Raw genomic sequence first — 24578 nt, 5'->3', positions numbered from 1 at the left:
CTGGTAAATTATCAGAATAATTTTATTTTGAGACACAACTTCCCTCCTTCTTTTTTTATGCTCTTTTTAAAAATAAACAGAGGGAAAAGAGGGAACATAATCTCTCAAATCCTTTCTACTTTTTAACATCATGTTAAGAGGTTTGAAATGTCAGTTTGATAACCTGTCCAATGCTGAATGACAATTCAGTATGATAAAATTTAAAATATTCTAAAAACAAATTCTCTATTCATGAGAAATGTTTGGAGGTAAAGAAATGTCCAACATGACAAACGGTCTTCAAAAAAACCTTAAAACAAGACATATTTCGATGATTTCCATTGCTGGGGTCATTGGGGCAGGGCTATTTGTTGGTAGTGGCGCTGTCATTCATTCTGCAGGGCCTGGATCCATTCTTTCCTATTCTTTTGCCGGACTTCTGGTGATCTTTATTATGAGAATGCTTGGAGAAATGGCATGTGCCTATCCGACAAGCGGTTCTTTCTCACAATATGCGAGCGATGCCATCGGTCCATGGGCCGGGTTTACAATCGGCTGGCTTTACTGGTTCTTCTGGGTGATCGTCATCGCCATCGAAGCCATTGCCGGTGCTGCCATTATTCAATATTGGTATGGAGATGCACCTGTTTGGCTCACAAGCCTTATCCTCACAATCCTCTTAACATTAACAAATATCTTTTCTGTTAAATCTTTTGGCGAATTTGAATATTGGTTTTCATTAATTAAAGTCGTCAGCATCATTCTCTTTCTACTCATTGGTTTTGCATTTATCTTTGGTTTTGGCGGTCATCATACTTCAGGTCTTGCCAATCTAACAGGGAACGGCGGTTTTCTTCCAAATGGATTCAGCTCTGTGTTACTCGGAATCGTCGTCGTCATCTTTTCCTTCATGGGAACGGAGATTGTGGCCATAGCGGCCGGTGAATCAGCAGACCCAGTCAAATCTGTGACGACAGCCACCCGCTCTGTTGTATGGCGTATTATCGTATTCTATGTCGGATCAATTGCTGTCGTTGTCACCTTGCTTCCTTGGAATTCCGCAAGTATTTTAACAAGCCCGTTCGTTGCGGTATTAGAATACATTGGTGTTCCATCAGCCGCTCAAGTCATGAACGTCATTGTCTTAACAGCTGTTCTATCTTGTTTAAACTCCGGCTTGTACACAACGTCCAGAATGCTTTATTCATTAGCAGAAAGAGGCGAAGCGCCAAAACGCTTTATGAAAATCAGCAAACGTGGTGTTCCTGTAGCGGCTACAGTCGCAGGTACCTTCTTTTCCTACATTGCCGTCATGATGAACTACTTTTATCCTGAAACCATCTTTTTGTTCTTAGTCAACGCATCTGGTGCCATTGCCCTTCTTGTTTACTTGGTCATTGCCGTTTCACAATTAAGAATGCGACGCAAAATCGAAAAAGAAAATCCAGAACAGCTCAAAATCAAAATGTGGCTGTTCCCATACCTCACGTACTTTACCATTTTGGTCATTTGCGCCATCTTGGCATCGATGCTGTTTATCGAATCCATGCGGCCACAGCTCATTTTGACGAGTATCATTACCTTTGGCGTACTGGCTGCTTATTTCATCTTTAAACCGAATAAAAAAGTGCCTGCAAATGCGGCGCTTGAAAATAAACACCCTTAATTCTCCCGCTGAAAAGCGGGTTTTTTTATTTTATTCACCTATTTGGATGTCCGCACTTATACTGTATCAAATTGAATTTAAGTGAGGATTAGTCAACATGAACCTAGAAAAATTTGTTGACGAGCTTCCAATTCCAGAAGTCGCGGAGCCCGTCAAAAAGAACCCAAGACAAACGTATTATGAAATTGCTATGGAGGAGGTATTCTTAAAAGTTCATAGAGACCTGCCCCCAACCAAGCTATGGACCTATAATGGCAGCTTGCCTGGACCAACCATTAAAGCTAATCGAAATGAAAAGGTCAAAGTGAAATGGATGAACAAATTGCCATTGAAACATTTTCTGCCTGTCGATCACACCATCCACTCCGGTCATCACGATGAACCAGAGGTGAAAACAGTCGTTCATCTGCATGGCGGCGTCACACCAGCAAGCAGTGACGGCTACCCAGAGGCCTGGTTTTCACGGGACTTTGAAGCAACCGGTCCTTTTTTTGAAAGGGAGACTTACGTCTACCCAAATCATCAGCAAGCCTGCACATTGTGGTATCACGATCATGCCATGGCATTGACACGACTAAATGTGTATGCCGGTTTAGCTGGGTTTTATTTGATCTCAGATGCATTTGAAAAGTCTTTAGAGCTGCCGAAAGATGACTACGACATTCCTTTAATGATTATGGACCGGACGTTTCAGGAAGATGGTTCACTGTTTTATCCTAGCAGACCAAACGACACACCAGAGGACAGTGACATACCAGACCCATCCATCGTGCCCTTTTTTTGTGGAGAAACAATTTTAGTCAATGGAAAAGTATGGCCGTATTTAGAAGTAGAGCCGCGAAAATACCGTTTTCGTATTTTAAATGCGTCCAATACTAGAACTTACGAGCTGCATCTAGATAACGACGCTACAATCTTGCAAATCGGTTCCGATGGGGGCTTTTTGCCAAGACCCGTTCGCCATCAATCCTTTAGCATCGCGCCTGCTGAACGTTTCGATGTCATCATCGACTTTTCAGCTTACGAAAACAAAACGATCACTCTCAAAAATACAGCCGGCTGCGGACAGGATGTGAACCCTGAAACAGATGCGAACATTATGCAATTCAAAGTCACACGTCCACTAAAAGGGAGAGTACCTAAGACATTACGTCCGATTTTCAAACCGCTGCCACCGCTTCGGCCAAGTCGAGCTGATAGAGAGCGTAAACTCACACTTACCGGCACACAGGATAAATACGGCCGCCCTATCCTATTGCTCGATAACCATTTTTGGAATGATCCTGTCACTGAAAATCCTCGTCTTGGCAGTCTAGAGGTATGGTCTATCGTCAATCCAACCAGGGGTACACACCCTATTCATTTGCATCTTGTTCAATTTAGGGTTTTAGACAGAAGACCATTTGATACAGAAGTCTATCAATCGACAGGAGAAATCGTGTATACAGGACCAAACGAAGCGCCTCCTTTACATGAACAAGGCTACAAGGACACCATTCAGGCGCATGCAGGTGAAGTCATTCGGATCGTTGCTCGTTTTGTTCCATACAGCGGCCGGTATGTGTGGCATTGTCATATTTTAGAACATGAAGATTATGACATGATGAGGCCGATGGATATCATTCAGTAAAAATGAAACCACTCTTCCGCCAAATGCGTATAACTTGTATGAAACAGCTGATTACAAAGGGGCTAACGGACATCCAGTCATTAGCCCTTTTATGATCCATTTCAACATGGAAAAATAAATCGCATGAATCATTCCTTTGAAGAGCGTTCCATACTTAAAAAGTTGACGCAGCAACCGATAATACTACTATATACCCATTACATCTATCAAAAGGCACATAAGCCATAATGAACGAACAAATGGAAAATTGCGATAAAAAACGGAGGAGTTCAATTTGAATGAAGAAAAAGAGACTTGCCAGGTCAAACAAGAAACAGCGGCAGGTAACAGAGAGAAGCTTTCAATTTATGAAAACGAGAGCATTCGGTCAAACATTGAACAACTAACCATTGAACTCAGTGAACAAAAAGAATTCAATCACTTCATATTAGATGAAAAACAAAAGGCCATCAGCACATTATCTTCCCTCATCACAAAAGGCAATTGTGATGAAGAGTTAAAGACTCATTTTGAACAAGCATTACATATCGGACTTTCTGTTATAGAGATTATGGAGATTATTAAACACTGTACAAAGGTTGCTGGCTTCCCTCACTCCATTAATGCCCTGTTTATCTTTCAAAACTTATTAGATGAAAACAAATAAAACAGAGAAAACGAGATGTCATCAGTCCTCTCGTTTTTTTATGTTCACTCATATTACTCTTTTTCTTTTCTTCTGTCACATAAGCAATATATGAAAATAGCCCTCGTATCACTGCTTAAAAACTGATTTTCCATCTATAAATCCACCATTTCTCCAGCATTCAAGTGACAAAATAAAAAAACGTCCAGTTATATAAATAACTGAACGTTTCCTTTATCGATTGACAGTGAAATTGTTAACAATTCCGCCATCCTTCTCCCAAGCGGCTTCCACCGTTTTCTTCTTCATATTGTATTCAAAAATCGTTCTTACCTTCGCCTTTCGTCCGGTGTCATCCTTTAATTCTTCTGCGTTTTTTGCAACACCTAAGAAATAAACAGACGACCCGTCCGTAGAAAATTGCGGCTGTGCAGCACTTAAAATATGGACATTCTGGCTGTTTTTAACGAGTGTCGTTGTTTTTCCTGTTTCTACATCAAGCAACTTAATCGAGGATATTTCTTTTTCTTTACGAACCTTTACTTCTGTATAAATCAATTTCTTATGATCTGGAGAAAATGAAATATCATTGATCGTTTGTGAGATACGTGCAATGCGTTTCCCCTTCTTACCTGTTTGAAGGGTGATTTTCATGGTTGTTGGTTCAGGATCTCTGCCCTTTTCATTTGCTTCATCGGTTTTTTGATAATCTTCTTTTAAAGAATAATGCTGGATCGCCAAATCATTCGAAGTCGGATCATATGCAAAAGAACTCACCGTATCATCCTTGCTTTTTTCCGGATACAGCTCTTTCATTTTGTGTGTTTTCAAATCAAAAGATGCGACATAAAATTGCTCTCCAGAATCCTTGTTATACCTTAGAAATAACTTCTTTCCGTCACCAGACAGCCTCATACTGTCGATAGAATCGTCACTCGTAAACAGTGTTTTTTCTTCGTCAGATTTCACATTTAATTCCCGAATACTCACCTTTTGCGTGTCTTCATCCGTATACGTGTAATATAAAACTTGTTTCGTAGAATCATAAGCAATCGAAGGATATGCTGTCAGTTTCTCCGTATGAAGCGCCCGATCATGCAAGTAATAAGTATTGTTTAACTTTTGATCTGTAAATGAAACGAGCAATTCGTCTTTTGCATCTTGATTTGTTTTGACTTTTCCTGTATGTTTCGCCTCTTGCTCAGGCTTCATCATGAAGAAAATAACTGCTGCAATCACTGCGACGCCAATGACTGTGATGATCCACCATGTTGATTTTTTCATTGCCTTTCAGACCCTCTCTACAAGAAAAGAAGCCAGAAAATGAACTTTTCCCGCTTCTTTGCATGCCTATGTATTAATAAGTGTAATGCCCTTTTACGACACCTTTACTTGTTTTATACCCAAGTGCTTTGAATGCTTTTGGACTTACGTCTAGTACAGCATTTGGCATTCTGCCTACATCATATTTATATACTGTAATCACTTTATGTGGTTTCGCTTTTGTTGTCACTCTTAGTTTTGTACCTTTTTTCGGTACGTCAAAGCCCATTTTAGTTGCTGCATCCCAATGACCGAGTTTTTTTCCATCTGCGCCTTTTTTGCCGACACCATTATACCAAGTAATATTGCCGCTTACTTTTTTTGCACTTGCTCCATGTGAGAAACTGAATGCTAAAAATAAACTAGCTACTGTTACGATTGTCGTGATAAGCTTTTTATTCATTAAGAAATCCTCCGTTTTTGGTTTCTGCACTCATTATACATGAAGATGAACCCAGTTATTTTACAGACACATTACAATTCAAATACAAGTTGACCACTTTATGACCGATTAAGTTCATAAATACTACCAAAAACAGTCAGAACATTGTAAGCTGTCCCCCTCCTTCATTTTATATAATAAAAGTGAATCAAATTTAAGGGGGAATTTTCATGAAAAAGTGTTTCACCGTTTTGATTGTAAGTTTGGCCTTCGTTTTGATGTTTTCAAGTCTTCCTGCCTCAGCGGCTAGTCCTCGTCACGGCGCCATTGTGACGCAAACAGATGAAGCCAAATGGTCAGGTATCTCTGCTGATATTGTCCTTCCGAAAACAGCCACCATTAAAAACGGTTATGCTGATTGGTATCTCGGTCTCGGCTCTGCCGTTGTAGAGAGCGGTATTTCAAAAACGGCTTCTGGCTACAAGGTTTTTCTAGGCAGCGGCTCACAAGGCGGCAGTAAATACTGGAACAGCGAATACGATACAAGTATTAAAGATGGCGCACGTGTCAACTTAAAGCTCATCAACAATGGTGATGGTACGGTGTCACTATATGTCAATGGGAAACTGCGCTATAAGCAGCCTGTTTACAACCCTAGCCGTCTGAAAAACCTTGATGTTGTCAAAATGGTACATGGCGTACAGGATAATGGAGCAAACAGCTATTCACAAGCAAGCTTTTCGAATGTACAGCTTCGTGCAAATACATCAGGAAGTGTCTATAAAAATTGGGACGGGTCAATCAAATCGTCACTTTTACGTAAAAATTTAGAATCCGGTGCCGCAGCTCCTAAATTCACCGTCATTTCTTCTATCCCATTAAGTACAAGCCTTTCAGCACAATAAGAAAAAAGCACCCTCCTTGGGTGCTTTTTATTGTTCACAGCTTATCAACACTTCTCTTTTAATCAAAACAAGGATTCGTGGTAACATAAACATACATCATTCGAAGAAAAAAGGAGAACGAACGTGAAAAAAAGTCTACTTGTTTTCATGAGTCTAGTTGCAAGTCTCTCCATTCTAGCAGCTTGCTCAAATACGACAAAAGAACAAAAACCAGAATCTAAGGCACTTCCTACGATTAATGAGCGCATTCAAAAAGAAACAAAAGAAGTAATGGAGCAGTCTAAGCTCATCAAAGACACTGACATCACCGTGGATCAAAAGAAAAAAGTCATTTCTTTAAACGTAACGGCTTCCTCTGATACCAATAGTGATTACGCTGAAGTCATCGGTTTAAACTTTGCAAAAACGCTGGCCATTGGAGCATCCACTGAAAAAGAAAACAATCTTCATAAACCGGAAAATGACAGCCTCGGCGCCCTCTATTCCTTTTATGACCTAAACATCACCGTGAAACAAAAAAACGGCAAAGTGCTCGCAAAAGGAAAGAAAACAACAAATGAAACAAAAATCACTTGGGAAAGAGCCCAATAATTGGACAAGAAAATCCTTTATGGATTTTCTTGTTTTTTTTAACAAAACTATTAACTTTATGAAAAGAATGCCGATTAGTAAGATTGTGTTGGTTCTTAAGTACCAATAATTCTTATTTACATATTGGAGGAAAGTATGATGAAAAGAACAACAGAATTTGTTTTAGGTTTAATTGGAGGTATTTTTGGATTTTTCGGTGCAATGTTTGCTCTTGCTTTCGGAGGAATCGATGCAGCATTTAGCGATTCAGGTACGAGTGAAATTACAGGATTAGGCTGGGCAGCAATGCTTTTCTCTATTCTTGCCATTGTCGCATCTGTCATCGTAAAGAAAAAAGCAAAGCTTGGTGGAATTTTATTATTAGTATCTGCTGTAGGCGGCATTATTTCTATTTCTATGTTCTTCATCCTTCCAGCTGTATTAATCATCATTGCAGGCTGCATGGGCGTGTTTAGAAAAGAGCCTGTCGTCAATAACACAACTGCATAAGAATAGAGAATAAAGCTTGTAGAGATTGCTCTACAAGCCTTTTCTCTCTACTCTTTGTAATTCATATTGAATCGCATCAACTAACTCTATTATGTTTTCATCTGTCCAAAGATCCAACATAAATAATATATCATTCACCATGTGTGACAAATCTTCTTGGCTCATCAATTCTTCTTTGTAAGCAGGGACAACAAAGAAATAGAGTAGATCAGCCAATTCAAGAACGACACGTACATCTTTTTCATCCATGATGGCTTTATGCAAAGAATGAATCAGCCATTTGAGGTCTTCATGATTTTCAATAGGAACATACATCAATTGGTGTATTTCATCGGTATCCCTATCACTTAGAATCCTCTCAGCAGATTCCTTTGAAAGAGCTCCAACTGTATTTGAAGATATATTCAGAAACAAGAATTCATGTTGATCCTCTCTATTAACCGTCTTGATTGACGAACCTTCCATCTCAATCACTCCCAATCCCTTATAATAATTCTATTATAAGGAAATTCAAGTTCGTTTTAAGTCACAAGAAGTGGATTTTATGTAATTTTAAGCTAACTGGTTTATAAAAAAACACTCCAAAACAATTATTTTCTATTTTTATCATTTTTTGTTGATTTGAAAGTACTTTTGTCCTATTATAATAGTCGTGGTCAATGTATAAGCACATGGCGCTTATATAAATTAAACAAAAGGGGATTTTCATTTTGAAGAAATTCTATGCTTTATTTTTAGCTTTAGGGCTAACATTTACACTGGCTGCTTGCGGCTCAACAGAAGATGTGTCTACAGGTGCATCTAAAGAAAAAGAGTCTACAAGCACAAAAACACAATCAAAAAACAAAAAAGACGATGGTTCAAAGAAAATAAATGCGAGCAAACACAAAACAACTGCTCAAGGAATGAAAGTAAACCTTGGCGAAATTAAAATTATGAAGGATAGAATCAATGTTGGAATGAATATCGAAAATACGACAGATAAAGTTCTAAACTTCTATCCAGATCAAGGTAAAGTTGTAGCTGGAAGCATGCAATTAGATGCGAATATGTTTATGACTGACGGTGATATTGGTGGCGAAGTTGAAGGTGGCGTTAAACAAGATGGTGTTATTCAATTCTTAGCTCCTGAAGGCAAAGAGATCAACATCAAAAACATCAAAGAATTAAAGCTGAAATTTGGAAATGTCACAACTGACGATTACATGAATAGTAAAGACGTGACTTTCACAGTAAAAGTAAAATAAACTTTCACTCATGCCCTTGAATGATGAGGGCTTTTTTTATCACCACTAAAAAACACTTTCCTAGAAGAAAGTGTTTTTGTTTATAAGTAACGTTTCATTCTTTTTATTAACTAATCTTTCGAGAAGTCTCTTAAATGGAACTCTTTTTCATCTCCTCAGCCATTTCCACTTCATCCTCTGCTTCCAGCTGTTCAATGATGCGGATATAATCCCTTTCGTGGCGATTTTGGCTTAATTTAAAAGCAGCCTGAACTTCATCAATGATGATCTTAAAGCCTACAATGCCTTTCATTTGCTTCTCTAACAGTTCCTCAGACAACGTATCCCATAGCACCGGCTGTTCTCTGTGACTTTCGTATGTCTCCAGCATTGTGGTTAATTCCTTAACCAGTTCCGATTTTTCAAGCAGTTCCGCCTTTCCATAAACATGAACAGCCTGGTAATTCCATGTTGGTACTGCTTCTTTTTCATACCATGAAGAAGATATGTAGGCATGCGGGCCTTGAAAGATGACGAGCGTCTTCTCGCTCTCTTCAAACGTTTTCCACTGAGGATTCCCAATCGCCATATGCCCTGAGATCACATACGAATCTCCAACTTGATGAAAACTCACTGGAATATGTGTCGCAATGGGCTTTTCATTCATTGTCGTCACAACTGTAGCAAATGAATGAGATTGAATAAATGATTTGATTTTCTCCATATCTTTCACTCGAAAAAATGATGGGATATGCATGTACCCTTCCTCCTTTTTGATCAGCTCAATGTTTTGGTCATAATGAAATCCATTTGCTCTTCGTCCCCCATGAGAAAAGCGTGCACCCCTGTTTGAACAAACCCAAGCTTTTGATAGAAAGCGATGGCCGCTTTATTGTGCTCCCACACCCCAAGCCAAACATCCTGTTTATGATGATTTTTCGCAATTTCAATGGCTTGATCGATTAAATATCTGCCTAATCCTTGCTTTTGAAAGGACTGCTTGATATAAATTCTTTCAATCTCTAACGCTTCACTCCCCATCTCTTCTGTTTGGGCATCATCCATATTGATCTTCAAATAACCAGCTACTTCCCCATTCACTTGAACAAAATAAAACTGTGAAGAAGGGTGCTGTAATTCCTTTAACAGCTGGTTTAGGTGAAAAGCTGTCTTCACGTACGCTTCGATATGTTCCACTTTGTTTTGATCCAGAAAGGTTTCTATAAATGTATCGGTTCCAATTTTCTGAAGCTCCTTTACATGTTGTTCATTGCACCGAATGAAAGTGACGCTCATAAAGTCGTCCCTCCTTATTTATTAGTAGTCTCTCTTTATCCCTTTTTTCACACCTTCCCAGTCCTTTTCTATATTCTTTCGCACCCTGAGAAGATACTCATAAATCTGTTCCGCTTCTTCCTTAGAAAACCCATCCAGCGCCACTTGATTCGAATAATCATGTTCTCGTTTAATCATTGGGTAGACCGCTTCCCCTTTTTCAGTTGGAAACAGCTTTTTGATTTTTTTATTCACACGATCATCTTTTTTCTCAATAAACCCATTCAGTTCTAATTTTTTGATAGCCCGAGCCGCCGTAGTTCGATCCACTTTAATCATTTCCGCCAGCTTTTCCTGAATGATACCAGGCTCCTCACAAATACGCACAAGATACAAATACTGCCCCTTCGTTAAATCGTACTCTCTAAATTCAATATTACTTATAGAATCAAGCGCCCGAGCGATGACGCCAATCTCTCGTAAAATCTCTCTCATTTATCACGACTCCTTTTATTGCATTTACAACATAATACACAACAACATTATAGTTTATTTTTGTTGTAAACACAATAAAAAAACACCTTCATTTAGAAAGTGTTCTTTTCATTTTCTTTATTTCCCTCGTTCCTATAATAGTGGTAACCGTTTACAAAAATAACGATATATTCGTTGCTAGAAGATAATTTCCCTTTATGCAAGCTGCCTCTTTTTATAACATAACCTCTCCAGTTTTATTAGCCATTATTCGTTAGAGTCCACATAGTTTAAAATTAGAATTTTACCTTTAACAACCATCATTAAAATGATGAATATATTGGTTTAATGTAGGAACTATAAAAAGGTGACCAATCGTCAAGAAAGGGAGGTCGCTTAATGAATATTTTACAATTAGGGAGGATGACAATGGGAATTTTAAGTGGAAATCCAACGGATGAACCTATGCACTATGGTGAAGTGTTTGGTACATGGTCTTACTTGATGGTAGCTAAAGGTTTAATTGCTGGTTATCAAACCCACTTAAACCATGCAGGTGACGAAGACTTACAAAAATTAATTGAAGAAGCTATTCAGGGTGGGCAACAAGAAATCAAAGAAATTGAAACTTTATTAAAAGAAAATGGAATTGGCTTACCTCCAACACCTCCTGAACGACCTAAAGCTTGTATAGACGATATTCCAGTAGGGGCACGTTTTCAAGATCCAGAAATAGCCGCTGGTCTTTCGGCTAACATTGCGTCAGGATTAGTATCGTGTAGCACAATTATGGGTCAATCAATTCGAGAAGACATTGCTATGATGTTTGGACAGTTTCATATTCAAAAGGCAGCACTTGGAGCAAAAGTCCTTAGACTTAACAAAGAAAAAGGATGGTTAATTCCACCACCTCTTCATCATAGCAAAGCAGAAGACTGTTAATCATAAGATGATTAAACATGAAAGAGTAGACGCTTTAGGGTTTACTCTTTTCTTGCTAATCTTTAAACTTTCTACAAATTGAACTCTCCTTCACTCTCTCTACAGTCACTATTTTTTGCCATTCCCATCGATTGCCTTTGAGCCAACATCATCAGCAATAGAAGATCAATTCCTTTAATATACCTAAAAATATCTTCCTCAGATTTAAAAGCTCCTATTACTATAGGTTGTGTAAACATTGATAGCAACTAACCAGTGGTTTTTTCTCTATTATAGTCCTTGCAAATGCAGCATCAAGACGGATTTTCCCCCGTTCAAAGTTTCTATTTAATCAACAAGGTTAGTCATACTATGAGGAATATCTATGCTCAAATGACTGTTAATATGGAAGAAAAGGCCTTCCAACAGTTTTGCAAACTGATGAAAGGCCTTCTCCTATAGTTAATTTCAGACGTTGATATAACAAGGTTTTGAAACCCTGATTACATCATGCCGCCCATTCCACCCATGCCGCCCATATCCGGCATTCCGCCGCCTGAGCCGCCTTCTTCTGGTTTGTCAGCAACGACTGCTTCAGTTGTTAGAAGCATTGCTGCTACAGAAGCTGCGTTTTGAAGTGCAGAGCGAGTTACTTTTGTTGGGTCAACGATTCCTTTTTCGATCATGTTTACCCATTCGTTTGTTGCTGCGTTGAAGCCTACGCCAATTTCTTCGTTTTTCAAGCGCTCAACGATAACGGATCCTTCAAGACCTGCGTTGTGAGCGATTTGACGAATTGGCTCTTCAAGAGAACGTAGAACGATGTTTACACCTGTTTGAACGTCACCATCTGCTTCGATTGAAGCGACTTTGTTGTATACATTCACAAGTGCTGTACCACCACCGGATACGATACCTTCTTCAACTGCTGCACGAGTTGAGTTCAGTGCATCCTCGATGCGTAGTTTACGCTCTTTTAGTTCTGTTTCAGTTGCAGCACCAACTTTGATGACAGCGACGCCGCCAGCTAGTTTTGCAAGACGTTCTTGTAATTTTTCTTTATCGAATTCAGAAGTTGTTTCTTCTACTTGAGCACGGATTTGGTTCACACGTGCTGCGATTTGAGCAGAATCTCCTGAGCCCTCTACGATTGTTGTGTTTTCTTTTGTCACAACAACTTTAGACGCGCGGCCAAGCTGACCGATTTCAGTTGATTTCAGGTCAAGTCCTAGGTCTTCTGTGATTAATTCTCCGCCAGTTAGAACAGAGATGTCTTCAAGCATTGCTTTACGACGATCACCGAATCCAGGAGCTTTTACTGCTACTGCGTTGAATGTACCACGAAGTTTGTTCACAACAAGAGTTGCAAGTGCTTCGCCTTCTACATCTTCAGCAATAAGCAATAATGGTTTTCCTTGTTGTACAACTTGCTCAAGTACAGGAAGGATTTCTTGAATGTTTGTGATTTTTTTATCAGTGATTAAGATGTAAGGATTTTCAAGAACTGCTTCCATCTTATCAGAATCAGTCACCATGTATGGTGAAGCATATCCGCGGTCAAATTGCATACCTTCAACCACTTCTAGCTCAGTTGTGAATCCTTTAGATTCTTCAATTGTGATAACTCCGTCGTTACCTACGCGTTCCATCGCTTCAGCGATTAGGCTGCCGACTTCTTCATCTGCTGCAGAAATAGCTGCAACTTGAGCAATTGATTCTTTGCCTTCGATTGGTTTAGAAATCTCGTGCAAGCCTTCAAGTGCTACTTTCACTGCTTCTTCGATCCCTTTACGAACGCCAACAGGGTTTGCACCAGCTGTTACGTTTTTCAGACCTTCACGGATCATCGCTTGAGCTAGAACTGTTGCAGTCGTAGTACCGTCACCAGCTACGTCGTTTGTTTTGCTTGCAACTTCAGCCACAAGTTTTGCACCCATGTTTTCAAATGCATCTTCTAATTCGATTTCTTTTGCGATCGTTACACCATCATTTGTGATAAGTGGAGAACCGAATTTTTTCTCAAGAACCACGTTACGTCCTTTAGGTCCTAAAGTTACTTTTACAGCATCTGCAAGTGCATCTACACCGCGTAACATCGCGCGACGTGCTTCTTCACTGAACTTAATATCTTTTGCCATAATTACGAAACCTCCTCAGTCTTTTTAAAAATTTATCTCAATGTTTTTTATGTGATTAACCAATGACAGCTAAAATGTCGCTCTCACGAAGGATTAAATATTCTTTGCCTTCATATTTCACTTCAGTGCCTGCATATTTTGAGAAGATAATGCGGTCGCCTGTGCTTACTTCTAACGCAACGCGCTCACCACTTTCAAGTACACGCCCTGAACCTGCTGCAACAATTTTACCTTCTTGCGGTTTTTCTTTTGCAGAATCCGGTAAAACAATACCGCTAGCGGTTTTTTCCTCAGATTCAACGAGTTCAATGATTACGCGATCGCCTAATGGCTTTAACATAAGAAACAACCTCCTCAATTTTTATATGTAGTCTTTTTTAGCACTCATCACCAGCGAGTGCTAACACATTTATTATAATAAAGAATGTCTTCTGCAATTTCAAGTGAAAACCTTTAAAAATTTTTACGCTTTCACGATTCTTTTTTGGTCTCAGATTCTTTCCTTTTCATCGAAAAAGGAGACTTGTGTTACAATAAATCTAGTTCTTTTAGTAAAGGGGTTTTCGTTACTTGAAAAAACAATATTGGTACATCATCTTAACGTATATATTGGTGCAGGTTTCTGCGTTTCCTTATGTGCTCATTATGAAATGGCTGGGATTCATTCAATCACCGATGACTCAAACAGAGCTTTCAAAATTATCAGGAACGTGGACAATCATCAGTTTTTGTATCGGATTGATCATTATTCTGCTCATCCTTCGAACCGTCCCAAAAGCTTCACTGCGAAATGAAGCGCCAGTTTCAATCGGTTCTGCTATCGCATGGATCATTGGCGGTTTCTTTCTTTCTCTCTTTGCACAATCGATTGCGGGGGCGATTGAACAATATGCATTCGGCATTGGCCGTGAGTCAGAAAATACGCAAACCATTTTATCCATTATGGATGCCGTTCCTTGGCTTGTGATCGTCATCGCCCTGATTGGTCCAATCTTAGAGGAAATCATTTTCCGTAAAATCATCTTTGGTGTGATTTATGAAAAAACGAATTTCTTCATTGGAGCACTTGCCAGTTCAGTGGTTTTCGCTGCTGTACACTATGATTTTCCCCATATCTTGCTCTATACCGCAATGGGCTTTACCTTTGCCTTTTTATATGCGAAAACAAAACGAATCATTGTTCCAATCGGCGCTCATATGCTGATGAATTCACTTGTTGTTCTTGTGCAGATTGAGCCAGTGAAAAAAATGATTGAAGAACAATCTCAAACCATGCAAATGATTATTGGAGGCTTTTTCTCATGAGAAACCCAGTCGTATGGGGCATCATTTATTTTGCCGTAGGTGTCGCTTTCACCTATATGGCCATTCAAAACCCAGGTGACATGTGGTCATTTTACAGCATTTTGCTGATGGTGTTTGCGGCCTATAATATCAATATCGCGCTTAAAATGTTTGCCTTCTCTGTCAAACTCAAAAAACAGCAGCAAAAATAAATCAAAAACCATTTTCCGCGGTTGGAAAATGGTTTTTTTATGGAGGATGTATCTTTATGGAACATGAAAAACTTCGCATCTTCAATGATCAACATGAAACGATTGGAGCTGCCGCTCGTTCAGATGTCCACGCCCAAGGTCTTTGGCATGAAACATTTCATTTCTGGCTTCTTAAAAAAGAGCATGGCACCGTATATCTCTATTTTCAGCTAAGAAGTCCCGCAAAAAAGGATTTTCCTTCTCTGTTTGATATCACCGCAGCGGGCCATCTTCTCGCAGATGAACAGCCTTCTGGTGGCTTAAGAGAGGTAGAAGAAGAGCTTGGTCTTTCCATCCATTTTGAGGACCTCACCTTTGCAGGTGTCATACAGGATGAAATCCATATGCCTCCGTTTATCGACCGTGAGTTCTGCCATGTGTACCTTTATATGTATCAAGAAAAGTACATGGAAGTTTATCTACAGAAAGAAGAAGTCGCTGGTCTGTACAGAGCCAAGCTGCTTGATGCACAGCAGCTGTTGACAGGAACTTGTGAAAGAATTCGAATCGAGGGCTTTCAAGTTGATGCAAACGAAGAACGACGTGAAGAAAGCATCGAAGTGGGTGTTCATGATTTTGTCCAGCATGAGCACGCCTATTATGAGCACCTCTTTCATGCGATCAATCAATTTCTTTCACAATAGAAAAAGCATCGTGATCCTCATTGGATCATGATGCTTTTTTATGAGACATAATGACTTTCTTTCTCCTCTGTTTGCTGCATTTTGCGGTAGGTCACTCTTGAAATGATAATGCTCACTTCATATAAAACGAGCATTGGCAAGGTGACCATGAGGTGAGAAACAAGCTCTGGCGGTGTAATGAGTGCGGCAATGACAAGGAGGACAAAATAGGCATACTTCCGTATTTTTGATAAAAACATCGGTGTGATGATGCCAAGTCTTGTGAGAAACATCAACACGACGGGCATCTGAAACAAAAAGCCAAATGGAAGTGTTAACTGCATCAGAAATGTAAAATACTCATGAATCCCAATGACTTGCTCTACATTTAAATCATTCGACATTCGCATCATAAAGTCGACGACAAACGGAAACAAAATAAAATAAGAGAAAGCCACACCGCTCAAAAATAAAAGCAGTGCAATCGGAATGTAAGCAAGTGTCACCTTTCTTTCTTTCTCATATAAGCCTGGACTCACAAACGCCCACAGCTGATATAAAATAACGGGACACGTCAAAACCAAAGCAATGACAAATGCGAACTGCATAAACACGTACAGTGGATCTGTAAGCTTAAATGCGTTCAGCGTAAGTGTTGCCGCTTCATCGGTATTTTGTAAATACACAATGACCGGCTTAGCGAGAAAAAAACCAGCCACCATAAAGGCGACAAAAAACATCGCAATGATCACTAAACGTTTTCGCAGTTCCACAATATGCTCCATAAGCGGCATATCTTTGACATTCATGAAGCTCATCCTATTCTACTGATCTTCTTTTTTCTTTTTTTCTTCCTGATCATCAGCTAAGCCTTTTGTGGCATTTTTGAATTCACGTAATGTATCTCCTGCTGCTCTTCCTAATTCAGGAAGCTTTTTCGGCCCAAAAATAATGAGCGCTACAATCGCAATCAGAATCAAACTCCCAGGACCGATCGGACCCATTTGCTCCACCCCCTTTACCCCTTTTCGTCAGTCCTCCTGCGTAACAGAGTAATGCTTTAAGAAATACACAAGAGACTGAAGTTCAACCGCCAAATCTATATGATGAATTCGAATGTGTTCCGGCACATTCAATCGAGCCGGCGTAAAGTTAAGGATTCCTTTGATGCCAAGGGCAATCAAACGATCTGTAATGGATTGAGCTGCTACGGCAGGTACTGTCAAAATCGCAACAGGGATATCTCCTACCTCTTGAACATGCTCTTCAAGCTTATCCAAATCATAGACAGGCACGCCGCCTATCTCACTTCCTATTTTACTCTCATTGACGTCAAAAGCCATTGAAATTTTTGTATTATTATTTTTTATGAAATTATAGTGTAAAAAGGCAGTCCCTAAATTCCCGACACCGATGAGCATGACATTGGTCATTTCATCTTGGTCAAGGGTCTTTCTGAAGAAGGTCAAGAGATAATCGACATTATAGCCGTACCCTTTCTTCCCAAGTGCACCAAAGTACGAAAAATCTCGGCGAATGGTAGCAGAATCCACTTTGACTGCATCACTAAGCTCTGCTGATGACACCCTTTGTTTTCCTGATGCATGCAGATTTTTTAAAAAACGGTAGTATAGCGGCAAACGTTTGGCTGTCGCTTGTGGAATTTTTGACTGATCTATATTCATATAAGGTCCTCCAACTTAAATATCAGATGCTCTGTGAAAATCACCGTTTTTCCCGCCTGTCTTTTCAATTAGATAGGTAGGACCGATGATCATGCCTTTATCAATCGCTTTGCACATGTCGTAAACGGTCAGTGCACATACTGAAGCAGAAGTGAGCGCTTCCATCTCCACACCCGTACTTCCTTTTGTTTTTACCTGCACTTGTATGTTCAGGATGTGCGCATTTCCGTCTTCCTCCCAATGAAAGGAGATATCCACGCCTTTTAGTGCAAGCGGATGACACATTGGAATGATGGTAGATGTTTGCTTTGCTGCCATGATGCCAGCAACCTGTGCAACAGACAGCACATCCCCTTTTCCAATTTCACGTTGCTCTATTTTATGAAACACTTCTTTTATCATACGAACACTTGAAACAGCAACGGCGGTTCTCACTGTAGACGATTTGTCACTAATGTCGACCATCTTTGCTCTTCCCTGTTCGTTAAAGTGGCTAAATTGACTCATCTTTCAACGCTCCCTCACTCAAATGATACACTATTTTTTCCTATCTGTCTTTCATTTGAATATGGCGATTGTATGTAACATTTGCCGGTTTACTGCTGATAAGCTACACTTAACATATTATAGCAGAGGTGAAGTTACATGATGATTCTACAAGTGAATCAGCTGTCCAAATCGTTTGGCGCTGATACCGTTTTAACGAATATAAAATTGGAAGTCAAAGCAAGGGATCGCATTGCCATTGTAGGTCGTAACGGCGCAGGCAAATCCACGCTTTTGAAAATCATTGCCGGTCAAATGTCTTACGAGCAAGGTGAGATCATCAAACCAAAAGACCTATCGATCGGCTATTTAGCACAGCATACCGATGTGACGTCTACACGTACGTTAAAGGACGAATTATTATCGGTTTTTGATCATTTAAAAGTGATGGAACAAGAGATGAGAACCATTGAGGAGAAAATGGCTTCTTCCACAGGTTCTGAGCTGGATGTCTTGATGAAAACCTATGACAGGCTGCAGCAGGAATTTAAAGATCAAGGCGGCTATCAATATGAAGCAGATGTCCGCTCCATTCTACATGGACTCGGCTTTAGTCATTTTGAAGATGAGACAACCGTCCAATCCTTAAGCGGCGGTCAGAAAACCCGTCTAGCGCTTGGAAAGCTCTTATTAATGAAACCAGAACTCTTAATTCTGGATGAGCCGACCAACCATTTAGATATTGATACCTTATCATGGCTGGAGCAGTATTTGCAAAATTATACAGGTGCCATTCTCATCGTGTCCCATGACCGCTATTTCTTAGACAAAGTCGTAAACCACGTCTATGAAGTCTCAAGAACTTCGATGAAAAAGTTTGCAGGGAACTATAGTAAGTATCTTGAGCTGAAAGCAGAGCAGCTCGAGCGGGATATGAAACTATACGAAAAGCAGCAAGAAGAGATCTCAAAGCTTCAGGATTTCGTGGATCGCAACCTAGCAAGAGCTTCAACCACAAAGCGCGCTCAAAGCAGACGCAAGCAGCTCGAACGGATGGATCGTTTAGATAAGCCTTTAGGTGACGAAAAATCCGCAAACTTTCATTTTGATATTACGAGACAAAGCGGCAATGATGTGCTGAAGGTACATGATCTCGATATTCGTTATGATGAAAAAACACCGCTCCTATCCTCTCTTTCTTTTCAGATTAAACGCGAGGATAGTGTGGCACTCATTGGTCCTAACGGGATCGGGAAATCAACCCTTTTAAAAACGTTAACGAACACATTAACACCAGTAAAAGGCGACATCACTTTTGGATCTCATGTCACGATCGGCTACTATGACCAAGAGCAGGCCAAACTGACATCCTCGAAAAAAGTGCTCAATGAGCTTTGGGATGACTATCCTCATATGAATGAAAAAGAAATTCGGACATGTTTAGGAAACTTCCTTTTTTCCGGTGATGACGTTTTAAAGCCTGTCCATGCATTAAGCGGTGGAGAAAAAGCACGCCTTGCACTGGCAAAGCTGATGCTCCAAAAAGCCAATTTTCTTATTCTTGATGAGCCGACAAACCATCTGGACTTAGATAGTAAGGAAATTTTAGAGAATGCACTAATCGATTATCCAGGAACCATCTTATTTGTCTCGCATGATCGTTATTTTATCAATCGTCTTGCTACGAAAGTATTTGAGCTGTCGCCTACAGAAACAAGAGAATATCTCGGTGATTATGACTACTATCTTGAAAAGAAAAATGAACAATTAGAGCTGGAAGCACTTCAAGAAAATGAGCCGCTTAAAAAACAAGCTGCACAGCCAGCAGAAAAGGCAAAGCTTTCTTATGCGGAAGAAAAAGAACTGAAAAAGAAAGAAAGACAAAAGCAGCGCAGAATCGAAGAAATTGAAGAACGCATTGCTGTCGTCGAAGACAAGCTCGGTGAAAATGAACAGCTGCTATGTGATCCTAATATTTTTCAAGATCACGAGAAGGTCCAATCCATTCAAACAGAAAATGATACGCTCAATCAAGAGCTGGAATCACTTTTTGCGGAGTGGGAAGAGCTTTCAGAAGCTTAAAGAGTGCCCTAAAAGGTACTCTTTTTTCTTTCAAAGAAAATTTATTATCCACAATGATACCCACAATAACTTCTTGATTATTCTTAAATACATTAGACTTATCCACTTTATCCACAGAGTTTTAATCACATATCCACAAAAAAGATCATATTTATACACATCCTCTTCATTTTAAAACAAAATTTTCTAACAATTGTGGATATATAACGTTTACATGTGAATAAATCGCTTTCATAAAAAATAAAAACCCCTGTCATCCACAGGAGTTTTCATTCATATGAGACTAGCGGTAGCCCTGGCTGGCCATTCATCGCCATATCGCCTCTGATTCCTTTTTCAAACGCAATGGTTCCAGCGGCAGCGATCATGGCTGCATTGTCTGTGCAAAGAGATAATGGCGGAATAATGACTTTCACTTCTGGCAGCTTCGTAAATGCTGAGGTTAAAGCTTTTCTTAGTCCTTTATTGGCAGCGACTCCTCCAGCTAGAACGACCTGCTTCACGCCATAGGCTTCAGCCGCTTTCAATGTTTTCCCAACAAGCACCTCAATGACGCTTGCTTGAAAACTTGCGGCCAAATTCTCTGGGGCAATCGTTTCTCCCTTTTGTGACGCATTGTGTAACGTGTTGATCACAGCTGATTTTAAACCACTGAAGCTAAAGTGATAAGACCCTTCTTCAAGCCATGCACGAGGAAGCTTAATTGTCGGCTCTCCTTCATGTGCTAACCGATCAATATGAGGTCCGCCTGGGTACGGGAGACCCATCGTCCGGGCCACTTTATCGTACGCTTCTCCAGCTGCATCATCTAAAGTTTCTCCGATGACCTCAAAAGATCCATGCTCCTTCATTAAAACAAGCTCAGTATGTCCGCCGGAGACAACAAGAGCTAAACATGGGAACTCCAATTCATCAACAAGCTGGTTTGCATAAATATGCCCTGCAATATGATGAACACCAACAAGAGGAATTTGATGGGCAAAGCTCAGTGCCTTTGCTGCATTGACACCAATCAGCAAAGCACCCACGAGGCCAGGTCCTTCTGTGACAGCAATCGCATCTAAATCCTTAAAGCTCATACCCGCCTGTGCCATCACTTCTTCTAATACGATGGTGACTTGCTCCACGTGATGCCTTGAAGCAATTTCGGGTACAACTCCGCCAAATCGTTTATGACTGTCTATTTGCGAGGCGACCACATTCGCCACGATTTCCTTTCCATTTTTGACAATGGACGCAGCTGTTTCATCGCAGCTTGTTTCTATACCTAATATGAATCGATCTGTTTGTTCACTCATTTATATTCACCCACATGACTAATGCATCTTCTCCATTATCCGTATAATAATTCTTTCGAATAGAAGCTGGTCTGAAACCGAGCTTTTCATAGAGGGATTGTGCTGGTGTATTTGAAACCCGCACCTCTAAAGAAAGATGATCTGTCTTTTTTTCTTTGCAAAATTCCATGACATATCGAAGCAATGCTTCCCCGTAGCCTTTTCCTCTATGCTCAGGGAGAATCGCAATGTTCGTAATTTGTGCATCGTCCATGACAATCCAGACCCCGCAATACCCAACAGGCTGCTTATCTTCTTCAATGAGGAAATAATGGCTGTATTGGTTATGAAGAATCTCATAGACAAACGATTCCTTTTTCCAAGGCGCTGTAAACGAATGCACTTCAATCGTATACACCTCTGGAATATCCGCTACTGTCATTTGTCGTATCTCTGCTATGTGAAGATTATTTTTGTCCTTCAAGCCATTTCACTTCCGCTTCTGCCAAACGAATATAGTTAGGAACAAGCTGATGGACATCTTCAGCAGGACGATCTGCGCCTAAAAATGCAAGCACTGAAGGTCTTGGGTTATGAAATGTCCCCTCTGCCAGTACAGCCGTTTCTCCTAAAATGGAGCGAATGCTCTCTTCATGAAGATGCACATCTTGTCCAAGAAATAGAACAGGCTTTCCTGTCTGCTTCAGTTCATGAAGCCAATCCGTGAGCAAGATATTTTGATCTGGTTCTACCTCTTTGATCTTACCCTTTTCAAACATATATAGTCCGGTATAAACTTGTCCTCTTCTCGCATCAAATAGAGGTGAGATATACCCATCAAAATATTGGCCATTTGCCGCAAGTGTTTCTAAACTCGAAACAGCTGATATCGGGATAGACAGCGTCCACGCAAGTGTTTTTGCGATGGTAACACCGATTCTGACGCCAGTGTAAGAACCAGGTCCTTTTGCTACAACGATTTTGCTTAATTCGCTTGGTGATACACCACATTCTTTCATCAATGCTTCAACAGTAGGCATCGCTCGGACGGAATGGTTCTTTTTTAAATACGTAATGCTCTCCCCAATCACAGTGAAGTCTCTTACAAGAGCAATTCCTAGTGTATGGTTTGATGTATCAATGGCCAGTATGGTCAAATTTTTTCATCTCCTTACAAAGGGTCTCATAACGCTCCCCTTTTGCATCAAACGTGAGATGCCGTTCTTCTTCACGTTCTGTTCTCAGCATTTCAATTTTTAAATAGGAAGAAGGCAATTGAGGTTCAATAAGATGTGCCCATTCAACCAAGCATACACCTTCACCCTCAAAATATTCTTCGAGGCCGATCTCTTCTTCTGCATCTTCCATGCGGTACACGTCCATATGATAAAGTGGCAGTCTGCCATCGGTATATTCTTTAATAATTGTAAAGGTGGGGCTGTTGACGATACGGGTAATTCCTAAGCCTTCCGCAAAACCTTTTGAAAAAGTGGTTTTACCTGCACCTAAATCTCCTTCTAATGTCAATACATCGCCTGGTATCACGAGTTTGGCCAATGCAGCGGCAATTCGTTTCGTCTCATCCGCACCTTTTGTCGTCCATGTTAATTTCACCGTTGATGTCACCTCATTTCTTAAAATGATTATATCCTTTTTTCATTAACATTGTTTGTTGATCATTGTCTTTTAACATAACACTGGCTGCTTGATCATCTTTGACTTGTCCAATACGTGTGATCTGAATGCCTTCTTTTTGACATTGCGATTCAAAGCTTTCCCAATCACATTCTGGTATCGTACCAGTTAAAACAAAATCTTCTCCCCCAAACAACACCCATTCAAGCCAGTCTTTGCGCAGCACCTGTAAATCTGGATGAATTGGAAGCTTATCAGCTTCTATCTCGACCATCACACAGCTCGCTTCGGCTATCTCATTCAACTCACTCGCTAATCCATCACTCACATCATTCAAGGTAACACGCGGGAAACTTGAACAAATGTGTCCAGCAGCAATATGAGGCTGAGGCATTTTATGACGCTGAAGAAAAAAATCAGCATCGACCGCCTTAGAAGGGGCTGCTTCGTTCATTAAGATTGATAACCCAGCAGCTGATGAACCAAGTTCACCTGTGACAAAGACAATGTCTCCAGTCTGAGCACTGTGACGATAACAAGCTTTTCCCTTTGAAACCTCACCAATGACCGTCACGGTAATGACAAAGTCACTGCGGGTGGCCACTGTATCTCCACCAATCAAATCCATATGATAAGAGTCAGCCAACGCTTTCATTCCCTCGTAAAGCTCCGTAACAATTGTCTCATCACCATGAGGCGGGATCGCAATTGAAACAAGATAATATTTTGGGGTCCCTCCCATTGCAGCGATGTCACTAACATTGACTGCCAGTGCTTTAAAGCCAACTTCAAATGGTGTTGAAAAGTCAAAACGAAAATGAACATGCTCCACCATTGTATCAACACAAACGACCTCTTCACAATGTGAATGAGGTTGATAAACACTTGCATCATCACCGATGCCCATGATCAAAGAGCGCTGATATGTATCTTTTGGTGTGATTCGGCGAATAAGATCAAATTCATCCATAAAAAGACAGCCCCTTCTTGCAATCAATTGGTTAAGTAGACATGAGGTCAAACACAGTTAGTATTAGTGTAGCGAATATAAGTCTCAGTTCCAACTAAAAATGATATAAAGAAAGCCTGGTGTGAAAAAACCAGGCTGAGTTGAAATAATCTATCTTTTCTTTCTTATATTGTAGCCAAACACACATCATTTCATTGCATCTTGGGTACTTCTAGAAAGAAAAAGACATAAAAAAAACGAAACTATACGTTTTCGTTTACAAGTCATAAAAATGGCGGTCCGGACGGGACTCGAACCCGCGACCTCCTGCGTGACAGGCAGGCATTCTAACCAACTGAACTACCGGACCATTTTGGTTGCGGGGGNGTATTCTTTTGAAAAATGGCGGTCCGGACGGGACTCGAACCCGCGACCTCCTGCGTGACAGGCAGGCATTCTAACCAACTGAACTACCGGACCATTTTGGTTGCGGGGGCAGGATTTGAACCTGCGACCTTCGGGTTATGAGCCCGACGAGCTACCGAACTGCTCCACCCCGCGATGATATAAAGATAACAAGCTTGGCGGCGTCCTACTCTCACAGGGGGAAACCCCCAACTACCATCGGCGCTGAAGAGCTTAACTTCCGTGTTCGGTATGGGAACGGGTGTGACCTCTTCGC

General features: G+C 40.4%; 29 protein-coding genes, 3 tRNA genes and 1 rRNA gene. 12 read left to right on the top strand and 21 right to left on the bottom strand.

Going from position 1 to position 24578, the window contains the following annotated elements; genetic code table 11:
- The first annotated feature begins 256 nt into the window (after positions 1–256).
- The 3 genes from gabP to ASE42_RS13960 all read left to right on the top strand — a co-directional run bounded on the left by gabP (position 257) and on the right by ASE42_RS13960 (position 3921).
- The gene (gabP, locus tag ASE42_RS13970) at positions 257–1645 is read left to right on the top strand and encodes a GABA permease (protein ID WP_024424482.1); all 1389 of its coding nucleotides are present in this window, start codon (positions 257–259) and stop codon (positions 1643–1645) included.
- Between the two features lie 97 nt (positions 1646–1742).
- Positions 1743–3275, top strand: a complete 1533-nt coding sequence (locus tag ASE42_RS13965) for a multicopper oxidase family protein (protein ID WP_024426720.1) — start codon at positions 1743–1745, stop codon at positions 3273–3275.
- Positions 3276–3549: 274 nt separating this feature from the next.
- A complete protein-coding gene (locus ASE42_RS13960; RefSeq protein WP_056767484.1) occupies positions 3550–3921 on the top strand; it encodes a carboxymuconolactone decarboxylase family protein in 372 nt (123 codons plus the stop codon).
- Positions 3922–4134: 213 nt separating this feature from the next.
- On the opposite strand, the gene ASE42_RS13955 is transcribed toward ASE42_RS13960, so the two are convergent.
- Both ASE42_RS13955 and ASE42_RS13950 read right to left on the bottom strand, forming a co-directional pair.
- Positions 4135–5184, bottom strand: a complete 1050-nt coding sequence (locus tag ASE42_RS13955) for a hypothetical protein (protein ID WP_034622191.1) — start codon at positions 5182–5184, stop codon at positions 4135–4137.
- A 73-nt stretch (positions 5185–5257) separates the two neighbouring features.
- Entirely contained in the window at positions 5258–5626 is a 369-nt protein-coding gene (locus ASE42_RS13950) for an RlpA-like double-psi beta-barrel domain-containing protein (RefSeq protein ID WP_024424478.1), read from the bottom strand.
- 209 nt (positions 5627–5835) lie between these two features.
- Here ASE42_RS13950 and ASE42_RS13945 point away from each other — a divergent pair, with 209 nt between their 5' ends.
- From ASE42_RS13945 to ASE42_RS13935, 3 genes are all read left to right on the top strand, one after another.
- A complete protein-coding gene (locus ASE42_RS13945; RefSeq protein WP_034622189.1) occupies positions 5836–6510 on the top strand; it encodes a hypothetical protein in 675 nt (224 codons plus the stop codon).
- A gap of 123 nt (positions 6511–6633) precedes the next feature.
- Positions 6634–7101: a hypothetical protein gene (locus ASE42_RS13940; RefSeq protein WP_034622188.1), complete on the top strand. Its 468-nt coding sequence runs from the start codon at positions 6634–6636 to the stop codon at positions 7099–7101.
- A gap of 138 nt (positions 7102–7239) precedes the next feature.
- Positions 7240–7590, top strand: a complete 351-nt coding sequence (locus ASE42_RS13935; RefSeq protein ID WP_024424475.1) for a DUF4064 domain-containing protein — start codon at positions 7240–7242, stop codon at positions 7588–7590.
- 30 nt (positions 7591–7620) lie between these two features.
- Here ASE42_RS13935 and ASE42_RS13930 read toward each other — a convergent pair whose 3' ends face one another.
- The gene (locus tag ASE42_RS13930) at positions 7621–8055 is read right to left on the bottom strand and encodes a hypothetical protein (RefSeq protein WP_034622185.1); all 435 of its coding nucleotides are present in this window, start codon (positions 8053–8055) and stop codon (positions 7621–7623) included.
- A gap of 245 nt (positions 8056–8300) precedes the next feature.
- Between ASE42_RS13930 and ASE42_RS13925 the strand changes: the two genes are divergently transcribed.
- Entirely contained in the window at positions 8301–8837 is a 537-nt protein-coding gene (locus tag ASE42_RS13925) for a lipoprotein (RefSeq protein ID WP_024426726.1), read from the top strand.
- 130 nt (positions 8838–8967) lie between these two features.
- On the opposite strand, the gene ASE42_RS13920 is transcribed toward ASE42_RS13925, so the two are convergent.
- The 3 genes from ASE42_RS13920 to ASE42_RS13910 are packed head-to-tail and all read right to left on the bottom strand — an operon-like array spanning position 8968 to position 10586.
- The gene (locus ASE42_RS13920; protein WP_034622183.1) at positions 8968–9573 is read right to left on the bottom strand and encodes an FMN-binding negative transcriptional regulator; all 606 of its coding nucleotides are present in this window, start codon (positions 9571–9573) and stop codon (positions 8968–8970) included.
- Positions 9574–9593: 20 nt separating this feature from the next.
- Complete coding sequence (locus ASE42_RS13915; RefSeq protein ID WP_056767482.1) at positions 9594–10112, bottom strand: GNAT family N-acetyltransferase; 519 nt, start codon at positions 10110–10112, stop codon at positions 9594–9596.
- 21 nt (positions 10113–10133) lie between these two features.
- Positions 10134–10586, bottom strand: a complete 453-nt coding sequence (locus tag ASE42_RS13910; protein WP_025092755.1) for a MarR family winged helix-turn-helix transcriptional regulator — start codon at positions 10584–10586, stop codon at positions 10134–10136.
- 408 nt (positions 10587–10994) lie between these two features.
- On the opposite strand from ASE42_RS13910, the gene ASE42_RS13905 reads away from it, so the two are divergent.
- Positions 10995–11507 (top strand): DUF3231 family protein, encoded by a 513-nt coding sequence (locus ASE42_RS13905; protein WP_025092756.1) that lies wholly within the window; start codon positions 10995–10997, stop codon positions 11505–11507.
- A 482-nt stretch (positions 11508–11989) separates the two neighbouring features.
- Here the strand turns inward: ASE42_RS13905 and groL are convergent, their stop codons facing one another.
- Positions 11990–13624 (bottom strand): chaperonin GroEL, encoded by a 1635-nt coding sequence (gene groL, locus ASE42_RS13900; RefSeq protein WP_024424467.1) that lies wholly within the window; start codon positions 13622–13624, stop codon positions 11990–11992.
- A 55-nt stretch (positions 13625–13679) separates the two neighbouring features.
- The gene (gene groES, locus ASE42_RS13895; protein ID WP_024426730.1) at positions 13680–13964 is read right to left on the bottom strand and encodes a co-chaperone GroES; all 285 of its coding nucleotides are present in this window, start codon (positions 13962–13964) and stop codon (positions 13680–13682) included.
- Between the two features lie 230 nt (positions 13965–14194).
- Here groES and ASE42_RS13890 point away from each other — a divergent pair, with 230 nt between their 5' ends.
- From ASE42_RS13890 to ASE42_RS13880, 3 genes are read left to right on the top strand one after another with little or no spacing between them, the layout of a single operon-like run.
- Positions 14195–14929: a CPBP family intramembrane glutamic endopeptidase gene (locus tag ASE42_RS13890; protein ID WP_024424466.1), complete on the top strand. Its 735-nt coding sequence runs from the start codon at positions 14195–14197 to the stop codon at positions 14927–14929.
- Positions 14926–15120 (top strand): YdiK family protein, encoded by a 195-nt coding sequence (locus ASE42_RS13885; RefSeq protein WP_003213897.1) that lies wholly within the window; start codon positions 14926–14928, stop codon positions 15118–15120. Before ASE42_RS13890 ends, ASE42_RS13885 begins: the two co-directional genes overlap by 4 nt.
- 56 nt (positions 15121–15176) lie before the next feature.
- Positions 15177–15803 (top strand): NUDIX hydrolase, encoded by a 627-nt coding sequence (locus ASE42_RS13880; RefSeq protein ID WP_056767479.1) that lies wholly within the window; start codon positions 15177–15179, stop codon positions 15801–15803.
- A gap of 38 nt (positions 15804–15841) precedes the next feature.
- Here the strand turns inward: ASE42_RS13880 and tatC are convergent, their stop codons facing one another.
- Genes tatC through moaC form a run of 4 tightly spaced genes read right to left on the bottom strand, consistent with a single transcriptional unit; the run spans position 15842 to position 17974 of the window.
- A complete protein-coding gene (gene tatC, locus ASE42_RS13875; protein WP_073204051.1) occupies positions 15842–16600 on the bottom strand; it encodes a twin-arginine translocase subunit TatC in 759 nt (252 codons plus the stop codon).
- A gap of 6 nt (positions 16601–16606) precedes the next feature.
- Entirely contained in the window at positions 16607–16786 is a 180-nt protein-coding gene (locus ASE42_RS13870) for a twin-arginine translocase TatA/TatE family subunit (protein ID WP_008355689.1), read from the bottom strand.
- Between the two features lie 27 nt (positions 16787–16813).
- Positions 16814–17467 carry a redox-sensing transcriptional repressor Rex gene (locus ASE42_RS13865; protein ID WP_008355687.1) on the bottom strand — a complete coding sequence of 218 codons (654 nt, stop codon included), beginning with the start codon at positions 17465–17467 and terminating at the stop codon, positions 16814–16816.
- Between the two features lie 15 nt (positions 17468–17482).
- The gene (gene moaC, locus ASE42_RS13860; protein ID WP_024424463.1) at positions 17483–17974 is read right to left on the bottom strand and encodes a cyclic pyranopterin monophosphate synthase MoaC; all 492 of its coding nucleotides are present in this window, start codon (positions 17972–17974) and stop codon (positions 17483–17485) included.
- A gap of 138 nt (positions 17975–18112) precedes the next feature.
- On the opposite strand from moaC, the gene ASE42_RS13855 reads away from it, so the two are divergent.
- Positions 18113–20035, top strand: a complete 1923-nt coding sequence (locus ASE42_RS13855) for an ABC-F family ATP-binding cassette domain-containing protein (RefSeq protein WP_056767476.1) — start codon at positions 18113–18115, stop codon at positions 20033–20035.
- Between the two features lie 269 nt (positions 20036–20304).
- Here ASE42_RS13855 and tsaD read toward each other — a convergent pair whose 3' ends face one another.
- From tsaD to rrf, 9 genes are all read right to left on the bottom strand, one after another.
- Positions 20305–21333, bottom strand: a complete 1029-nt coding sequence (gene tsaD, locus ASE42_RS13850) for a tRNA (adenosine(37)-N6)-threonylcarbamoyltransferase complex transferase subunit TsaD (RefSeq protein ID WP_024426735.1) — start codon at positions 21331–21333, stop codon at positions 20305–20307.
- Positions 21326–21754 (bottom strand): ribosomal protein S18-alanine N-acetyltransferase, encoded by a 429-nt coding sequence (gene rimI / locus ASE42_RS13845; RefSeq protein ID WP_024424460.1) that lies wholly within the window; start codon positions 21752–21754, stop codon positions 21326–21328. The genes tsaD and rimI overlap by 8 nt, the downstream gene beginning before the upstream one ends.
- Before the next feature lie 25 nt (positions 21755–21779).
- Positions 21780–22469 carry a tRNA (adenosine(37)-N6)-threonylcarbamoyltransferase complex dimerization subunit type 1 TsaB gene (tsaB, locus tag ASE42_RS13840; RefSeq protein WP_025092761.1) on the bottom strand — a complete coding sequence of 230 codons (690 nt, stop codon included), beginning with the start codon at positions 22467–22469 and terminating at the stop codon, positions 21780–21782.
- A complete protein-coding gene (tsaE, locus tag ASE42_RS13835) occupies positions 22450–22926 on the bottom strand; it encodes a tRNA (adenosine(37)-N6)-threonylcarbamoyltransferase complex ATPase subunit type 1 TsaE (RefSeq protein ID WP_025092762.1) in 477 nt (158 codons plus the stop codon). Before tsaE ends, tsaB begins: the two co-directional genes overlap by 20 nt.
- Positions 22927–22939: 13 nt before the next feature.
- Positions 22940–23917: a thiamine-phosphate kinase gene (gene thiL, locus ASE42_RS13830; RefSeq protein ID WP_056767473.1), complete on the bottom strand. Its 978-nt coding sequence runs from the start codon at positions 23915–23917 to the stop codon at positions 22940–22942.
- A gap of 272 nt (positions 23918–24189) precedes the next feature.
- Positions 24190–24266: transfer RNA gene (locus ASE42_RS13825), tRNA-Asp, on the bottom strand.
- Positions 24267–24299: 33 nt separating this feature from the next.
- A tRNA-Asp gene (locus tag ASE42_RS13820) sits at positions 24300–24376 on the bottom strand.
- Between the two features lie 4 nt (positions 24377–24380).
- Positions 24381–24457 (bottom strand) — tRNA-Met (locus ASE42_RS13815).
- 18 nt (positions 24458–24475) lie between these two features.
- Positions 24476–24578 (bottom strand): 5S ribosomal RNA (gene rrf, locus ASE42_RS13810); the annotation flags it as partial.

Origin of the sequence: Bacillus sp. Root920, from assembly GCF_001429445.1 — a bacterium.
GTDB classification, from domain to species: Bacteria; Bacillota; Bacilli; order Bacillales; family Bacillaceae; genus Bacillus; species Bacillus safensis.
The sequence above is the reverse complement of the archived record's forward strand: the minus strand, read 5'-3'. Positions and strand labels throughout refer to the sequence as shown.

Bases quoted from the DNA above. Each gene is read 5' to 3' on its own strand.
- ASE42_RS13885 (WP_003213897.1), top strand. From the start codon at position 14,926: ATGAGAAACCCAGTCGTATGGGGCATCATTTATTTTGCCGTAGGTGTC.
- ASE42_RS13910 (WP_025092755.1), bottom strand. From the start codon at position 10,586: ATGAGAGAGATTTTACGAGAGATTGGCGTCATCGCTCGGGCGCTTGAT.
- ASE42_RS13880 (WP_056767479.1), top strand. From the start codon at position 15,177: ATGGAACATGAAAAACTTCGCATCTTCAATGATCAACATGAAACGATT.
- ASE42_RS13955 (WP_034622191.1), bottom strand. From the start codon at position 5,184: ATGAAAAAATCAACATGGTGGATCATCACAGTCATTGGCGTCGCAGTG.
- gabP (WP_024424482.1), top strand. From the start codon at position 257: ATGTCCAACATGACAAACGGTCTTCAAAAAAACCTTAAAACAAGACAT.
- ASE42_RS13870 (WP_008355689.1), bottom strand. From the start codon at position 16,786: ATGGGTCCGATCGGTCCTGGGAGTTTGATTCTGATTGCGATTGTAGCG.
- ASE42_RS13915 (WP_056767482.1), bottom strand. From the start codon at position 10,112: ATGAGCGTCACTTTCATTCGGTGCAATGAACAACATGTAAAGGAGCTT.
- ASE42_RS13950 (WP_024424478.1), bottom strand. From the start codon at position 5,626: ATGAATAAAAAGCTTATCACGACAATCGTAACAGTAGCTAGTTTATTT.
- tsaD (WP_024426735.1), bottom strand. From the start codon at position 21,333: ATGAGTGAACAAACAGATCGATTCATATTAGGTATAGAAACAAGCTGC.
- rimI (WP_024424460.1), bottom strand. From the start codon at position 21,754: ATGACAGTAGCGGATATTCCAGAGGTGTATACGATTGAAGTGCATTCG.
- groL (WP_024424467.1), bottom strand. From the start codon at position 13,624: ATGGCAAAAGATATTAAGTTCAGTGAAGAAGCACGTCGCGCGATGTTA.
- ASE42_RS13930 (WP_034622185.1), bottom strand. From the start codon at position 8,055: ATGGAAGGTTCGTCAATCAAGACGGTTAATAGAGAGGATCAACATGAA.
- ASE42_RS13855 (WP_056767476.1), top strand. From the start codon at position 18,113: ATGATGATTCTACAAGTGAATCAGCTGTCCAAATCGTTTGGCGCTGAT.
- ASE42_RS13905 (WP_025092756.1), top strand. From the start codon at position 10,995: ATGGGAATTTTAAGTGGAAATCCAACGGATGAACCTATGCACTATGGT.
- tatC (WP_073204051.1), bottom strand. From the start codon at position 16,600: ATGAGCTTCATGAATGTCAAAGATATGCCGCTTATGGAGCATATTGTG.
- ASE42_RS13965 (WP_024426720.1), top strand. From the start codon at position 1,743: ATGAACCTAGAAAAATTTGTTGACGAGCTTCCAATTCCAGAAGTCGCG.
- ASE42_RS13935 (WP_024424475.1), top strand. From the start codon at position 7,240: ATGAAAAGAACAACAGAATTTGTTTTAGGTTTAATTGGAGGTATTTTT.
- ASE42_RS13920 (WP_034622183.1), bottom strand. From the start codon at position 9,573: ATGCATATCCCATCATTTTTTCGAGTGAAAGATATGGAGAAAATCAAA.
- ASE42_RS13865 (WP_008355687.1), bottom strand. From the start codon at position 17,467: ATGAATATAGATCAGTCAAAAATTCCACAAGCGACAGCCAAACGTTTG.
- thiL (WP_056767473.1), bottom strand. From the start codon at position 23,917: ATGGATGAATTTGATCTTATTCGCCGAATCACACCAAAAGATACATAT.
- moaC (WP_024424463.1), bottom strand. From the start codon at position 17,974: ATGAGTCAATTTAGCCACTTTAACGAACAGGGAAGAGCAAAGATGGTC.
- ASE42_RS13945 (WP_034622189.1), top strand. From the start codon at position 5,836: ATGAAAAAGTGTTTCACCGTTTTGATTGTAAGTTTGGCCTTCGTTTTG.
- groES (WP_024426730.1), bottom strand. From the start codon at position 13,964: ATGTTAAAGCCATTAGGCGATCGCGTAATCATTGAACTCGTTGAATCT.